The sequence below is a fragment of the Corallococcus sp. RDP092CA genome, assembly GCF_041903675.1.
In the GTDB taxonomy this organism is placed as follows: Bacteria; Myxococcota; Myxococcia; order Myxococcales; family Myxococcaceae; genus Corallococcus.
Genome location: NZ_JAYESI010000024.1, coordinates 34074 through 48109 on the forward strand (window position 1 = coordinate 34074; position 14036 = coordinate 48109).

Here is a 14036-nt window from a genome sequence, read left to right on the forward strand (position 1 = left end):
AAAGCTCCTGGAAAGTCGGCACCTGCCCGAGGGCTTTCAACTCAGACCCTGGGCCGTGCGGACTGTCGGTTGGCGGTGGCCGGTGTTCCTGGGCGGCGCCGCGCGGTTCCCCGCCTGCCGGTGTGCTCGGCCGGGTAGATTCAGGGCATGGCTTCCGGTCCCCGCGTCCTCCTCCTCGCCGAGCGCTTTCCTCCTGACATCGGGGGGCTCGCGCGAAGCGGCGCGCGCACGGCGGGCGCGCTCGTGCGGCTGGGCGCGCGCGTGGACGTGGTGGCCTGGACGCGCACGGCGCAGCCGGGGGCGCTGGAGACGGTGCCGGACGCGGGGGATGTGTCGCCCTTCGCGAAGGGCGTCACGCTGCACCGGCTGGGGCTGTTCGGCAGCGCGGACCTGTCCATGCAGCACACGCTCGATGTGCTCGGCCACCTGCATTCGCGGAGGCGATACGACCTGGTGTGGGGGCACTACCTGTACCCGCCGGGCTTCCTCGCGGTGGTGTTCGCGCAGAGCGCGGGGCTCAGGTCCATCCTCAGCGCGCGGGGCAACGACGTGGATCAGCTGATGTTCCCGCCGGGGGACTTCGCCCGCCTGCTCTGGACGTTGCAGCGGGCGGATGTGCTCACCGCGGCCTCCGCGGACCTGGGCCGGAAGATGGCGATGCTGCTGGGCCGGGATCCGGGCGTGGAGGTCATCCCCAACGCGGTGGACACGGCGCTGTTCTCACCCGGGCCGGCGGACGGCGCCCTGCGCGAGCGGCTGGGCATCCTGCCGGGCGAGGCGGTGCTCGGCTTCTCCGGGGAGCTGCGCCACAAGAAGGGGCTGCCGTTCCTCCTGTCCGCGCTCACGGAGGTGCGGCGCGTGCGGCCCGCGTGCCTGCTGGTGATTGGCGAGGTGCGGGCCCGGGACGCGGAGCACCTGGTGGCCTACCGCGCGGAGCATCCGGAGGACGCGGCGCGCATCATCGTCTCCGGCGCGCTGGAGTCCCCGGCGCTCATCGCGGAGCACCTGCGGCTGTGTGAGGTGTATCTGCAACCGTCGCTGTGGGAGGGGATGCCCAACGCGCTGCTGGAGGCGATGGCGTGCGCGCTCCCGGTCATCGCCAGCGATGCGGGCGGCATCCCGGAGGCGGTGGAGTCCGGGGTGAATGGCTTCATCGTGGAGAAGGCGCTGCTCAACCACCTGGGGCAGGCGTGCCTGGACGTGCTGGGGCTGCCGGAGGCGAGGCGCGCGGCGCTGGGCGCGGCGGCGCGCGCGCGCATCGAGGCGGGCTTTCAGGCGGACGCGGAGGCCGCGGTGCTGTCGCGGGTGCTGACGCGCGCGATGCCCAGGTCGTCCGCGTAGGCGTTCACCAGGGCCTCCTGCGCGCGGCCCCAGGGGAAGTCGCGCTCCACGCGGGCGCGGGCGTTGGCGCTCAGCGCGGCGCCGAGCGCGGGGTTCGCGACGAGGTCCTTCACGGCTTCGGCGATGGCCTTGGGTGAGCCGGGGCGGATCCGGTAGGCCTCGGTGCCCTCCGCGAGCGCGCGGGTCACGGGCAGGTCGCTGACGACGACGGGCGTCCCGGTGGCCATGGCCTCCAGGAGCTTCAGGGGGCAGCAGCCCTGCACGCAGTTGCGGTCGTTCACGGGCAGCGGCACGAGCACGAGGTCGCAGGCGTGGTGCAGCCGGGCGAGCTCCTCCTGGGGCAGGGGTTCGAGGAGCTGGACCGCGCCCTGGAGCACGAGGTCGCCGCAGCGATCCAGGAGCGCGCGGCGCGCGTGCTTGCGCAGCGGGCCCACGAGGGTGAGGGACACGTCCAGGTCGCGGCGCAGGAGGCGGCAGGCCTCGATGGCGTGGTGCACGCCCTGCCACGCGGTCATGGTGCCGCTGTAGAGCAGGCGCAGGGGGCGGCCGGCCTCGGGTGCGCGCGGCGGGGCGTGGCGGAACACGTCCAGGTCCACGCCGTTGGGGATGACGCGCAGGCGCGACGGCTCCGCGCCGCGCGACACCAGGTGCTCCGCGGTGACGGCGCTGGGCGTGACGAGCAGGTCCGCGGCCTGGAGGCAGGCCTCCTCCTGGGCGAGCAGCTTGCGCATCAGCTCCGCGTCATCGGCGACGTCGGGGTGGTGGTACTTGAGCTCGATGGAGGGCAGGCCGTTGACCTCGTAGACGAGCGCGTCGGTGAGGGCGGCCTTGCGTCGGGCGATGGGGTAGCCCTCGAAGATGGAGCGGACGTGGACGGCCCTCGCGCGCGGCCGGCCCCGCCACCACGCGCCCAGGTGCGAGCGGAACGTCAGCGCCTGGGCGATGAGGTCTTTCCCGCGGGCGCCCAGCGGGTGGTAGGTGACGTGGGGGCTCAGGGCCGGCGGGGGCGCGTCCGGAGCGTCGCCAATGGCCACGAGGTCCACCGGGCCGAACGCGGCGCCCAGGGCCTCCACGAAGGCGCGGATGTGCACGGCGGCGCCCTTGGGCGCGGGGAAGCGATCGAAGGACGCGTAGACGATGCCGGAGGAGCCCACGGCCCGGTGCTACCGCGACGCGGGGCTGGCGGCAAACGGGGCCCACCGCTCGGCGGTCCGGAGCTCAGGCCGGATGCCGCGCATGCTCCTGAGTCCCGGGGTGATGGTGGCGCTGCTCGCGGCCGCGCCCGCTCCCCAAGGCTTCGCCGCTCACGTGGAAGGTGTCCGGCCCAGCGGAAGGAGCCCTGAGTTACTCAAGGCGCGTCGCGCCCGCCAATCTCCGCGAAGCGCGCGTAGGCGCGCAGCAGGGCGTCGAGGTGGGCAGGGTCTTCCAGGTCCAGCGGCGTGTCGGTGAGCTGGACGAGCCAGCCACCGCTCGGGGTGCGGCGCGAACGGGTCAGCAGCTCCGCGTCGCGAGAAGGGTCCGGGAACCCGAGGAGCCGCGTGGCGGCGGCGGACCAGTAGTTGATCCAGCCCAGGTGATGCGGCACCTCCGGCGCTCGGAGTTCCCTGGGGAGCTTGAGCGGGGGCAGGCCTCTGGGGGGGCTGGGTGGCCCTTCCAACGTCGGGCTTGTCTGCAACGCGATGTCCACCGCCGCGGCGTGCGGGGTCACATGCCCCCAGAAGGCCCGTGTGACTTCCGCCACCGCTGACAGCACGGGCCCGGACGGAGGAAGGGAGGAGGGAGTCGAGGGCCATTCCGCGTGAACCTCGTACTGGGCTCGCCGACCCGCGGAAAGAGCCGCAGAGCTTTCCTGGCCACTCAGCGACACGAGGAATGCTTCGTCTCCGTTGCACACGAGATGGATTCCACCTGTCCGCAGCTCCTGGGCAATCCAGGTATCGCGCTCCGGCAACGGGATGAACTGCCCCTCGTCGGAGATCGTCCATGACAGGTTCAGGGCCGGGAACACCTGTTCCATGGCGCGAGCAGCCAGGGCTGGTCGTTCGTCATCCGGAACGAGCGCGGGTGCATGGGCGATGAGCAGAAGGGAGGGAGTCGTCATCTCAGCACCAGTCCATGGCGACGATGGTGAGGCCCGGAAGCTGCGGGAGCAATGCGGCTCTGTGCTCGGCGCTTCGGACTCCGACCACGAACTTGTAGCCACAAGCCTCCGCGATCTCGCGTTCACGTCGCAGCGCGTCCGTCTGCTTTCCAATCACGATTCTCCGGAGGGCAGGAGTGAACGTGTTGAAGTTATCGGTCTTGATCTCCCACAGCACACCCGCATGGAGCTGCATCGCGTCGAAGCGCTTGCCGTTGATGAGCACGTCCGACCCGGCGAAATCGTTCGACGGCACCCGGTCCGCGCACTGGTTGTGCAGGGCATCGCCGCCCAGGTGGGGCACTGGCTGAGGTCGGCACTCCGGGCGCCGCTCTCTCGGCTCCATTGCGCTGGGAGGCCCTGGCGGAGGAAACCAGTCTCGTCCGGAGCTACTCCCCTCGGGCTCCGGGCTGTGCTCCGCCATGAGGGGGCGCCTGAGAGGCCGCGTCCGGGGCGCATCTTCATCCGGATACGCATGCCGCAGCTCATACGCTTCCAGCTCTTCTTTGATGGCGATCGCCACCACCACTGCGCCAATGACGACCACGGCCCCCACCGCGAGCTCTGGCTGCGTCAGCAGGCAGACGCCGACCACCATCTCCAGGCTGGCCGCGTCCGCCGTGGCCACGGGGCACCGGTGCGCGACGTCCCGGAAGCGGACCCGCCGCGTGTCCAGCGCCGGAAAGCACTGCTCTACCACTTCGGACCAGGGCCGGGACGCCTCCCGCACCACGCACCGTCCTTCGTCCCTCCAGGGCAGCGTCGCCGCGCGCTGGAGGTTGGAGCGCCTGTGGCTCTGGGACACGGGCGCCTCCGTCGTCGCGCAGGCCGTGACGACGAGGAGCAGCAGCGCGACGCAGGTGCGGAAACGCATGGCGTGGCTGCCATAGCATGGCGCGCATGCACCCGAGCCCCTGCTGGACGGGTTCCCGGAGAAGGAGGCCCTCAAGGCGGACGGCCAGGTGCGGAAGTACATGGGCGACTCCAGGGCCTTCGAAGGCGCGAAGACCTTGGTGGCGCTGCTCCAGCGCAGCCTCCGGCGCGGATGGTGGGCGTGCCGCTGCCCATCCCCGCCTCGCTGGCGCCATGCTCAGGCCGGCCGCTCCACCTTGCCGTCCGCGTGCCGCGCGAAGCGGCCCTCCTCGCGCGCGTGCACCGGGTCGTGGCTGGGCCAGGGCCAGCCGCCGAAGCCCGTGCGCTGGTAGTCCGCGAAGGCCTGCTGGATCTCCTGCCGCGAGTTCATCACGAACGGGCCGTACTGCACGACCGGCTCGCCAATGGGCTTGCCCTGGAGCAGCAGCAGCTCCGCCGTCTCCGGGCCGTTCTCCAGCACCACGTCCACGTCCGCGCGCAGCTCGACGGCGCTCCTCGCGGGCACCGCGCGCCCCCCCACGCTCAGGCCCGAGCCCAGGAAGAAGTAGAGCACCCGGTTCGTGCCGCGCTTCGCCGCCGGCAGCGTCCAGCGCGCGCCCGGCTCCATCTTCAGCGTCCAGATGGCCACGTCCGCGTCCGGGTTCGCGGCCCAGGACTTGGGCGGCGGCGGTGGCGCCTTCACGTCCCCCAGGTTGCCCGCCACCACGGTGAGGGTCGTGGCGCGGCCCGCGTCGTCCTTCGCCACGTGGCGCGGGATGACGTGGTCCCACAACATGGAGAAGTGCGCGGGCACCATCTTGTTGGCGCGCGGCAGGTTCAACCAGATTTGGAACAGCTCGATGTGGTTGCCCTGGTCCTGCTTGAGCAGCGGGAACATCTCCGAGTGGTTGATGCCACCGCCCGCGGTGAGCCACTGCACGTCGCCCCCGCCGAAGCGCGCCGCCGCGCCCAGCGAGTCCGAGTGGTCCAGCAGCCCGTTGCGCACGATGGTCACCGTCTCGAAGCCCCGGTGCGGGTGCTGCGGGAAGCCCGGCACCACGGTGCCGTGGTACATGTTCCAGCCGTCCCGCCCCGCGAAGTCCTGGCCGATGTCCCGGCCCGCGAGCGACGCCTCCGGCCCCATGCGCGCGTTGCCCTTCGGGTAGCGGTCGTCATGGTGCACGCAGAAGAGGAACGGGTCCGGCGTGCGCCACGGGGTGGGGGACGGTCCGAGCGGATCCACCCGAACCACGGCCTCCGGTTGCTGCGTCTGCTGCTGACCCATCTTCTGCTCCTCCGCCTTTCCCGAGCCGCGTGAACACCCCGCGACGGTGGTGACCCCCGCCGCCGCGATGAGCTTCAGCGCCGCCCTCCGGCTCACTTCATCCACGGTCCACCTCGCGCTCCATGCCGTTGGGGCCGTCCATCCTACCTAACGCCCCCGCCTTTCCGGCGCCCGGCCTGCCTGCACGCCCGGTGGCTGACGCCTGGGGAACCGCTGGACCGCCGTCCTCGCGGGCCCCTGCGCTCGCGCGCGGAGCCGCCCGGTGCGCGTCGCGGGGCGTCCACCGCCTCGGCGGTCGACGTCGGTCGCCTCCACGAGGCCCCCTGTCGGTTTGACCTGTCCGGTCCGGCTCCGTACCCTCACCTGCCCGTCTCCGTTGAACAAGGTCCTCCACCGTGGCGCTCGACACCTCCGAATTCAAGAAGACGTATGTCTATGAAGCCCGCGCGCCGGTGGCGGAGGTGCTCGCGGACCTGAAGGCGCTGGAGGCGCTGGACGCGCAGGCGGAGGGGAAGCGGCGCGGGCTGCTGATGGCCGCCTGGGGCCTGATGGCCTTCAGCGTCGGCGGCTGCGCGCTGCTGTCCCTCGTGGTGGGGCAGCTCCCGGTCGCCCGGCAGGACGCGCTGGCGGGCATGCCGCTGGTCCTGGGCGTGGTCAGCTTCTTCGCGGCCATCGTGCTCTTCATCCTCCGGGCGCAGGCGCGCCGCACGGACCTGGACAACCGGCGCTACGACCTGGTGTCCACGCTGCTCCAGCGCTTCCAGGTGGACCTGGACGCGAACGCGCCGGTGGACGTGAAGCTGGACCTGGCGCCGGTGGATGAGACGTACAAGTGCGAGGGCAAGCGCAAGCGGGGCCGGTGGGACAGCGAGGACTTCGCCGACGCGTGGCTGTCCCTGCAGGGCCGGTTCGTGGACGGCACGCACCTGCACGTGTCCGCCGTGGAGCACCTCCAGAAGCGCAAGCGCTACGGTCGGGGCAGCAGCGGCAAGGTGAAGCTCAAGACCAAGCGCAAGGGCAAGACGCTGCTCCAGGTGGGGCTGCGCGTGAAGCCGGAGCGCTTCCCCGGGCTGAAGGATCAGGCCGCGAGCGCGAAGCGCGCCGTGCGGCTGCCCCCGGAGGTCGCGCTCTCGCGGCTGGACGTGGCAGCGGATCGCGTGTCGATGCGCGCCGTGCTGGGGCTGGACGGGCGGGACTGGGTGGTCCGCAGGCCGAAGCCCACCTCCGCCAGGGAGCTCATCGTCCTCCAACCCAGTGACGCGTCCCGCGTCGTGACGATGATGCTCCTGAGCCTCTACCAGGTGCTGGGGGGCACGCACCGGAGGGCCCCGGCGCGGGGCCGACAGCAGCCGGTTTGACCTGCCCGCGGGCGCCTTCCTACGCTCGTCCGCGGTGCGCCGCGGAATGGCCCCCCCTGAACGAGGCTCTCCTCCCGTGGCGCTCGACCTCAAGGCATTCCAGAAGACCCAGGTCTACCAGGCGCGCGCGCCCGCGTCGGAGGTGCTGGAGGACCTGCGGAGGCTGGCCGCGCGGCCCGAACGCCCGCGGGGCCCGGCGCGCGGGGGCGTGTGGGTCGGGATGGGGCTCATCGTCGCCGCCGTGCTCGGCCTCGTGGCCTTCGCCCTCGTGGGCCCGCCCCTGGCTGCGCAGGAGGAGTTCCCCACCTGGCTGACCCTCCTGTGCGCGGGGATGATCCTCGGAGGCCTGGTCACGCTCATCGTGTCCCAGGCGGACGTGCCGGGGGGCTTCAAGTGGACGCGCTTCCCGGTGGAGCCCCAGATGGAGCAGCGCCGCCTGCTGCTGGCCACGCTGCTGCGGCGCTTCCAGGTGGACCTGCTGGAGGACGCGCCCGTGGAGGTGACGTTGGACCTGACGCCCACCCTGGAGATGCGCAAGCGCGTCCACCTGGGGGACCGTGGGGAGTGGACCTGCCAGGACTTCGTCGACCCCTGGTTGTCATTGCAGGGCCGGTTCGCGGACGGCACGCGGCTGCGGCTGACCCTGCTGGAGCAGGTGCGGAAGCTCCATCGCGCGAGGCGCAACGCGCGCGGCCGGATGAAGCACAAGGTCCGGCATGACGCGCTCAGCCTCCTGGAGGTGGCGCTGCGCGTGGAGCCGGAGCGCTACCCGGGGCTCGCGGTCCTGGAGGAGCGCGCGCGGGGCGCCGTGCGGCTGCCCACCGGCGCCACGCTGAAGCGGCTGCGCGTGGCCGAGGACCGGCTGGAGCTGCGCGTCCAACTGGACGAGGACTGGGTGGCCCAGGTCTCCAGGGCCCCGGAGCCGTCCGGGGCGCCCCAGGGCCGGCCCTGGCCCCGGGACCTGTCGAAAACAGATGCATCGCGCACCGCGACGATGATGCTCTTGAGCCTCTATCAGGTGCTCAACCACTCCAGCTCCCAGGGGCAGCCCGGGAAGATGAGGTCCATGCCGTGAAGCTTCATGTCCTGTTCCTGGTGGGCCTGGGAGTGCTCGGGGGCTCGGGCTGCTCGCAGGGCGGTGCCCCCTCCTCTGGCGCCCCGCCCACCCAGGCCCGCGCCGCCACCGCCGCTCCCGCCGCCGAGCCGCGCGAGGCGGGCGCCAAGCTCAAGTTCAAGGACGGCGATGACCGCGAGCGCTTCTCGCTCAAGCCCAAGGACGACGGCGCCAAGCTGGTGGACGGCGACGACAAGGAGGTCGCCCGCTACAAGTGGAAGGGCGGCGAGCTCAAGGTGTCCGGCCCGGACGACGCGGTGCTGGCCTACGTCACGGGCGGCCCGGACGTGTTCCAGGTGAAGGACGCGGCGAAGTCGGCCGCGCGCTACACGCTCGCGCGCGAGGGCGCCGGGTGGAGGCTCACGGATGCCCAGGGCGCGGTGCTCTACACCGTGACCCACGACGGCGGCGGCGCGTCCGTGAAGGGCGCGTCCGGCGCGGAGGAGGTCCACGTGAAGGTGCGCGAGGGCAAGCTGTCCCTGCGCGACCCGTCCGGCAAGACGCTGCTCGCCACCAAGCAGCCGGTGTCACCGGAGGCCGCCGCGTGCCTCGGCTTCGGCTCGCTGGACCTGCCCCTCCGCGCGGCCCTGCTCTTCCGCCTCCAGTCCTCCGCGGGCGCCGCGGCGCCCTGACCCTTCAAGGCCATGTCCCCTTCCTTCGCTTCCGCAGAGCAGTGCCTGGAGACCTCCGGCTTCCTCTTCTCCCATCCCTGTGAGCGCGGGGCGTCCACGCAGTGCATGCGCTGCCAGAAGCCCATCTGCGCGCTGCACGCGCGCGCGCTCGACGGCGAGGAGGTCGTCTGCGTGACGTGCGCGCGCGCCGCCGACAACGGCGACGAGAACCGCGACGCGTCCGGCTCCGAGGACGACGAGGACGACCCCAGCTACTACTACGAGGACTACGGCTACTACGGCCGCGACGCGTGGCGCGGCTCCGGCCCCGCGTCGTCCTCGGGCCCCGACCGCGACGACTTCACCGAGGCCGACGGCGAGAGCGTGCGGCGCGAGGACGACGCCTCCTTCGAGGAGGACCTGGGCGGGAGCTGAGCGTGGCCGCGCGGCGTCAGCATTGGCGCCTCTACGCGCTCGGCGGAGGCCTGGGCCACCTGACGCGCGCCGCCGCCCTGGCCCGCGCGGCCGTGGCCCGGGGCCACCGGGTGGAGGTCCTCACCAACAGCCCGTTCGCCCCCGGCCTGCCGCTGGAGCCGCTCCTGGGCCCCGGCGCCACCGTGCACCGCGTGGACGCGGGGGCGGACAAGGCCGCCACCGTGGCCGCGGTGGGCGCGTGGCTCGCGCAGGCCCCGCCGGACGTGCTGGTGGTGGACACCTTTCCCCGGGGGCTCGCGGGGGAGCTGGCGGCGCTGCTGCCCACGGTGCGCGCGCCGCGCGTGCTGGTGCACCGCGACCTGAACCCCGTCTACGTGGAGCGCTTCGACGTGGCCCGCGCCGTGGACGCGTTCGACCTGCTCGTCGTGCCCGGCGAGGACGCGCCCTTCGCGCACCACCCGCGCGCGGCGCGGACCGCGCCGTGGCTGCTCCTGGACGCGGACGCGCTGCTGCCGCGCGAGGAGGCCCGGCGGCGGCTGGGGTTGGAGGCCGGGGACGCCCGGCCCCTCGTCGCGGTGCTGGGCTGCGGCCGCCCGGAGGAGGTGGCGGAGGCGGGCGAGCGCGCGGCCCGGCTGCGCGCGGCCTTCGAGGGGCGGGCGGCGGTGCGGTGGCTCGTCCCGACGGCGCGGGGCTCCGGGCGGGCGGTCTGGCCCGCGCTGGAGGTGATGCGGGGCGTGGACGTGCTGGTGGGCGCTGGCGGCTACAACACCGTGCAGGAGGCCCGGGCCACCGGGACGCCGCTGGTGGCCCGGGCGTGGCCCCGGCTCTATGACCGGCAAGCCCTGCGGCTGACGGAGGCGGAGCGGGTGGAGGACGCGGCGGCGCTGGAGGCGAGGGTCGCGTCCCTGCTCCAGGCGGGGCCGCGTGCTCGGCCCGCGGCCTGGGTCAACGGCGTCCACGCGGCGGTGGAGGCCATCGAGCGCGTCGCGCGCTAGTGCTTGAAGCCCTGGTGGCCGGTGGCCGGCTCGATGCCGTGGGCCATGATGAAGTGGTACATCACCTGCGGATCCTCCTTGGGGCCGCCCATCAGCTCCACCAGGAAGTGGCCCGCCTGCGGGTCCGCGTCCGGATCCGGGGAGATGGAGACCTCGGAGATCTCACGGCCCACCATCACCATCTCGCCCACCAGGGACTTGCCCTTGATGAGCTGGAGGACGTGCTGGCGCTCCTCCTCCATCAGCATCCAGTGGAAGTCGTCATGGTCGAACAGCGTCATGTCGGGGGAGCCACAGCGCAGGATGCAGTTGGTGTGCTCCTGGAGCCAGCGCCAGAAGGCATCGAAGTTCAGGGTGCGGGCCGGTGGGGCGAGCAGATCCATCGGGTGACCTCTTCAAGCAGGGCGAGCGCCCGGACGCCGGGTGCGCATCGGGCCGCGTGTCCGTGCTGACTAACATGGCCGGGCCTCGGGAGGCCGGCTCCTTTTGGGGGGCCATGTCGGGGTCGGGCTGCCAGCATCCCGGGTGCGAATCCACGATATCGGACGCTTGTTGCTTTCCTCAGGAAGAGGGCGGCGACCACCTGGGTTGGCGCGGCCCGGAGGGAGGATGCGCCACCATGACGAAGCAGGACGCCGGCCGGGGGCTCGCCCGGGAGGTGCCATGAGCCTGCGGGCCTTCTTTTCCACCGTGGTGGGGGGGCTGGTCCTCCTCACCGTGGTGTCCGCCACCCTGCTCGCGGTGCTGACGACCTCCCTGGAGCGCATGGCTTCCACGCTGAGTGAATCCGTGGAAGGCGTCCGGCAGGCGGAGGAGCTGGAGGTGGACCTGCTCGTCCACTCGCGGCTGCTGACGTCGCCGGGCACCTCCCTGGCAGACCCGTCGCGCGGGCGCTCGCCGCTCCAGCTCGAGGCCGACCTGCGCCGCCAGCTGCTGGAGATGCACAGCCTGGCGTCCACCGAGGAGGAGCGCCAGACGGTGGCGGAGGCGCAGCAGCAGGTCTACGCCTACCTGGCCGCGCAGCGCGCGCCGCTGGGGCCCGAGGTGTCTCCGGCCCAGCATGACGTGGCGGCGATGGCCTCGCTGGACGCGGCGCTGCGGTCGCTGGAGCGCCTCATCCAGATCAACGTGGACCAGGCGCAGGAGGCCCGACAGCGCGCGGCGCACTGGAGCGAGATGGGCGACGTGCTGGGGCTGGTGCTGGGCCTGCTGGTGCTGGCGACCCTGGTGCTGGTGGTCTTCTGGCTGCGGCGCTTCGCGCTGCGTCCGCTGACGGCGCTGCGGAGCGCGATGGCCGGCTTCGGCCGGGGGGGGCGGCACCTGCGCGCGCCCGAGGAGGGCCCGTCGGAGATCCGCGACATGGCCCACACCTTCAACGAGATGGCGGACAGCCTGGGCCACCAGCAGGAGCAGCAGCTGGCGTTCCTGGCCGGCGTGGCGCACGACCTGCGCAACCCCCTGTCCGCGCTGAAGCTGTCCACGGCGCTGACGAACCGGGGGGAGGTGACGCCGGAGCGGATGCAGCGCACGCTGTCGCTGGTGCGGCGGCAGGTGGCGCGCCTGGACCGGATGGTGGGGGACCTGCTGGACGCGACCCGCATCGAGGCCGGCAAGCTGGAGCTTCAGCTGGAGGTGCGCGACACGCGCGAGCTGGCGCGCTCCGTGGTGGAGCTGTACCAGTCCAGCGACTCCGGGCACATGCTGGAGCTGGTGGTGCCGGACGCCGCGGTGCTGGTGCGCGCGGACCCCGCCCGGCTGGAGCAGGTGCTGACCAACCTGGTGAGCAACGCGCTCAAGTACTCCCCCGCGGGCAGCCGGGTGGAGGTGTCCGTGGGCGGGGACGCCGAGCACGTGGTGCTGGCCGTGGCGGACCAGGGCATCGGCATGTCGCGGGAGGAGCTGGAGGGGCTCTTCATCCCGTTCCAGCGCGCGGGCAAGGCGAAGCAGCGCGCGCCGGGCGTGGGGCTGGGGCTGTCGGTGTCGCGGCGGATCATCGAAGCGCACGGCGGCCGCATCGAGGTGGAGAGCCAGCCCGGCCGGGGCTCGGTGTTCCGCGTCTTCCTGGCGCGGGTGTCCGCCGGCCCGCCGGAGCCGCCCGCGCCCTCCTCCGACGAGGAGGAGCCCGCACGGGTGCGCTCCGGCGCGATGCACTGAGGGCGGGGACGACCGTTGCCTGAAGCGGGGTTCCGGTGACGCCAGGGATGCGCTCGGGCGGGGCAGGGCGTACCTTGCGGCCCCATGTCAGGAGCCGTCTGGATGATGAAGTGTTCCTACCGGGCCGTGCCGCTGGCCGCCCTGCTGGTGCTGGGAGGGTGCGCGGGGCGCGCGCAGACCGAGCCCCCCGTCACGCCCGCCGCCCCCGCGCGGGAGGCGCCGTCCTCCGTCGTCCAGTCGCGGGAGGGGGGCTTCAGCGTGACCTTCCCCGGCCCCGTCACCGAGGAGCGGCGCGTGCAGCCCACGGACGTGGGCGAGGTGACGCTGCACACGTTCATCGCCGCGAGCACGCAGGACGACACCGCCTACTACGTCTCCTATACGGACTTCCCGCTCGCGGCGGTGGCGCAGGTGAACCCGCGCGACGTGGTGGACCGCGCCAGCCAGGGCGCGCTGGAGGCCCTGGGCGCGACGGCCATCACCGCGAAGCCGCTCCAGATGGAGGGCCGCTACCCGGGCCAGGAGGTGGGCGGGGTGTCCGGCCCGCGCCGGCTCCGGGGCCGCTTCTTCATGGTGGGCCCGCGCCTGTACCAGCAGCTGCTCCTGCACCCGGAGGGGCGCGCGCCCGAGGACGCGGACCGCTTCTTCGACTCGTTCCGGCTGGACCCGGCGGTGGCGGGGCCGCTGGGGCAACAGACGACCGGCGGCTGAGGGCCGGCGCTTCAGTGCAGCGGGGGCAGGAACCGGCGCACCCCGGTGAGCAGGGCCTCGCGGTCGAACGGCTTGGCGAGCACCTCGCGGATGGCGGGGTGGCGCTCCTCGCTGGCGCTGATGGCCACGACGGGCACGTCCATCAGGTGGGGCTCGCGGCGCAGGGCGTCCAGCAGCCGCCAGCTGTCCCTGCGCGGCGTCCACAGGTCCACGAGCAGCAGCGCCGGGGGCGGGTGGGCGTCCAGCCAGGTGCGCGCCGCGTCGCCGTTCTCCGTGGCGACGACGGCGTGGCCCTCCGCGAGGAGGATCTCCACGAGCGCGTCGCGCAGGTCGCTGTCGTCCACGACGAGGAGGAGGGTGGGGGTCACGCGGTTCATGCGGCCGGAACGCATAGGGCAAGCGCGTCCGGAGGGACAGGGAACATCTGCCGGGTGCGACCGGCAACGCGGTGCGCGCGCCTTCAGCGCTCGTCGAACATGGCCTGGAGCACGCGCCAGGCGAGCTTCAGCTCGGAGCCGGTGCGGCACGCGAGGAAGTCGCAGATCTCCGCCACGCCGTCCGTGCGCTCCAGGTCGAACGAGTGGAAGAGCGTCTTGAGGGACACGTCCAGGCCCATGGACAGCTTGCCCAGCGTGTCGAGCGAAGGAGAGAACGCGCCTCGCTCGATGCGGCGGATGGCATCCACCGACAGGTCACTGCGTTCGGCGAGGGCTTCCTGCGTGAGGTCGCGGCTGTTGCGCATGCGGCGCAGGTGGTCGCCAAACCGTCGGTGGAGCTTCGTCCACGTCATGAGCCTGTGATTCCCCATGGTTGCGGCGGATAATTTGGGGACGCGTTGCGCCATGTGAAGGGAGCATGTTCGCGGCCGGACCCTGCGTTGGCGCTGGGGGACGGGAAACCGCTTCTTCCCCGGGAAGGGCCGGCCGGGACGTGCGGTGCAGGACGGAAGCGGTGTCCAGGAGGCCACGCCGGGGCGGCTTACGAGGCGGCCGAGCGTGGGGTCCAGAACATGCGTGACCCGGGGCTTTCGTCTACGCTCG

Annotated in this window: 15 protein-coding genes; 8 read left to right on the top strand and 7 right to left on the bottom strand. The window is 72.8% G+C overall.

Annotated elements, in window-relative coordinates; all coding sequences use genetic code 11:
• Nucleotides 1-147 precede the first annotated feature (147 nt).
• On the top strand, nt 148-1341 hold the full coding sequence (locus U8525_RS23975; protein WP_374268625.1) for a glycosyltransferase: 1194 nt from the start codon (nt 148-150) through the stop codon (nt 1339-1341).
• Here U8525_RS23975 and U8525_RS23980 read toward each other — a convergent pair.
• From U8525_RS23980 to U8525_RS23995, 4 genes are all read right to left on the bottom strand, one after another.
• Nucleotides 1272-2495 (bottom strand): glycosyltransferase family 4 protein, encoded by a 1224-nt coding sequence (locus U8525_RS23980; protein ID WP_374268626.1) that lies wholly within the window; start codon nt 2493-2495, stop codon nt 1272-1274. The two genes, U8525_RS23975 and U8525_RS23980, sit on opposite strands and share 70 nt — an antisense overlap.
• Nucleotides 2496-2689: 194 nt before the next feature.
• On the bottom strand, nt 2690-3442 hold the full coding sequence (locus U8525_RS23985; RefSeq protein WP_374268627.1) for a DUF5953 family protein: 753 nt from the start codon (nt 3440-3442) through the stop codon (nt 2690-2692).
• Between the two features lies 1 nt (nt 3443).
• Nucleotides 3444-4355, bottom strand: a complete 912-nt coding sequence (locus U8525_RS23990) for a DUF6310 domain-containing protein (protein WP_374268628.1) — start codon at nt 4353-4355, stop codon at nt 3444-3446.
• A gap of 216 nt (nt 4356-4571) precedes the next feature.
• A complete protein-coding gene (locus tag U8525_RS23995) occupies nt 4572-5618 on the bottom strand; it encodes a pirin family protein (protein WP_374268708.1) in 1047 nt (348 codons plus the stop codon).
• A 395-nt stretch (nt 5619-6013) separates the two neighbouring features.
• On the opposite strand from U8525_RS23995, the gene U8525_RS24000 reads away from it, so the two are divergent.
• The 5 genes from U8525_RS24000 to U8525_RS24020 all read left to right on the top strand — a co-directional run bounded on the left by U8525_RS24000 (nt 6014) and on the right by U8525_RS24020 (nt 10131).
• Nucleotides 6014-6976 carry a hypothetical protein gene (locus U8525_RS24000; RefSeq protein ID WP_374268629.1) on the top strand — a complete coding sequence of 321 codons (963 nt, stop codon included), beginning with the start codon at nt 6014-6016 and terminating at the stop codon, nt 6974-6976.
• Between the two features lie 76 nt (nt 6977-7052).
• Nucleotides 7053-8051 (top strand): hypothetical protein, encoded by a 999-nt coding sequence (locus U8525_RS24005; protein WP_374268630.1) that lies wholly within the window; start codon nt 7053-7055, stop codon nt 8049-8051.
• Nucleotides 8048-8722: a hypothetical protein gene (locus U8525_RS24010; protein ID WP_374268631.1), complete on the top strand. Its 675-nt coding sequence runs from the start codon at nt 8048-8050 to the stop codon at nt 8720-8722. The genes U8525_RS24005 and U8525_RS24010 overlap by 4 nt, the downstream gene beginning before the upstream one ends.
• A 12-nt stretch (nt 8723-8734) precedes the next feature.
• Entirely contained in the window at nt 8735-9136 is a 402-nt protein-coding gene (locus U8525_RS24015) for a hypothetical protein (RefSeq protein WP_374268632.1), read from the top strand.
• Nucleotides 9137-9138: 2 nt separating this feature from the next.
• Complete coding sequence (locus tag U8525_RS24020) at nt 9139-10131, top strand: glycosyltransferase (protein WP_374268633.1); 993 nt, start codon at nt 9139-9141, stop codon at nt 10129-10131.
• Here the strand turns inward: U8525_RS24020 and U8525_RS24025 are convergent.
• A complete protein-coding gene (locus tag U8525_RS24025; RefSeq protein ID WP_374268634.1) occupies nt 10128-10514 on the bottom strand; it encodes a serine/threonine protein kinase in 387 nt (128 codons plus the stop codon). The genes U8525_RS24020 and U8525_RS24025 overlap by 4 nt on opposite strands.
• 280 nt (nt 10515-10794) lie before the next feature.
• On the opposite strand from U8525_RS24025, the gene U8525_RS24030 reads away from it, so the two are divergent.
• Together U8525_RS24030 and U8525_RS24035 are read left to right on the top strand one after the other, a co-directional pair.
• A complete protein-coding gene (locus U8525_RS24030; protein ID WP_374268635.1) occupies nt 10795-12285 on the top strand; it encodes an ATP-binding protein in 1491 nt (496 codons plus the stop codon).
• Nucleotides 12286-12387: 102 nt separating this feature from the next.
• Entirely contained in the window at nt 12388-12996 is a 609-nt protein-coding gene (locus U8525_RS24035) for a hypothetical protein (protein WP_374268636.1), read from the top strand.
• A gap of 11 nt (nt 12997-13007) precedes the next feature.
• Here the strand turns inward: U8525_RS24035 and U8525_RS24040 are convergent, their stop codons facing one another.
• Nucleotides 13008-13373 carry a response regulator gene (locus U8525_RS24040; RefSeq protein ID WP_374268637.1) on the bottom strand — a complete coding sequence of 122 codons (366 nt, stop codon included), beginning with the start codon at nt 13371-13373 and terminating at the stop codon, nt 13008-13010.
• Between the two features lie 83 nt (nt 13374-13456).
• Nucleotides 13457-13786, bottom strand: a complete 330-nt coding sequence (locus U8525_RS24045; RefSeq protein WP_374268638.1) for a helix-turn-helix domain-containing protein — start codon at nt 13784-13786, stop codon at nt 13457-13459.
• Nucleotides 13787-14036 lie beyond the last annotated feature (250 nt).